The sequence below is a fragment of the Staphylococcus sp. 231237_7MaSpsaltlick genome (assembly GCF_043107035.1).
Genome location: NZ_JBICNX010000352.1, coordinates 1 through 473, shown reverse-complemented (window position 1 = coordinate 473; position 473 = coordinate 1). Strand labels below are relative to the sequence as shown.

At 23.0% G+C, this 473-nt stretch carries 1 protein-coding gene; it reads left to right on the top strand.

The window, feature by feature from the left end; genetic code table 11:
* Positions 1-120 precede the first annotated feature (120 nt).
* On the top strand, positions 121-473 hold a 353-nt coding region (locus ACF91D_RS31850), incomplete at its 3' end, for a hypothetical protein (protein WP_392438716.1).

The window sequence follows — 473 nt, the reverse complement described above, 5'->3', positions numbered from 1 at the left end:
ATCTAAGAGTGCTAATTATCTGGTTGGATTGATGCAGCTGTTTAAAAGCTTTCAAATGAGGAATAACAATAAAAGTAACTATTTATGTGCAAATATAAAACGTAAAGGAGGAAAAATTATATGGCAACTTTTCTTTTCGTTCTATTTTTATTAATTGTTATAGGGATATTTTTCATTGTCAAAAAAATTTATAATAAAAAATATAAAAATAGAAAAGATTTTAGAAGAGCTGAACACTTTGACAAAAGAATTATATGTAATGATTACAAAGTAGAAAACATAAAAAAAATCAACAACAAAGATTCTCATGTTATTTTAATTTTCCAACGTAAAGAACTTGAGATAGATAAAAATAATATTAAATATGTATCTCAGCACTCTGAAGAAAAAGTTGAAGTAAATTGTGATCTTCCTCATAAAATAAAAAAAGAAGAAGTGTTTAATTATCTTATTAATAATACGTACTTTTATAT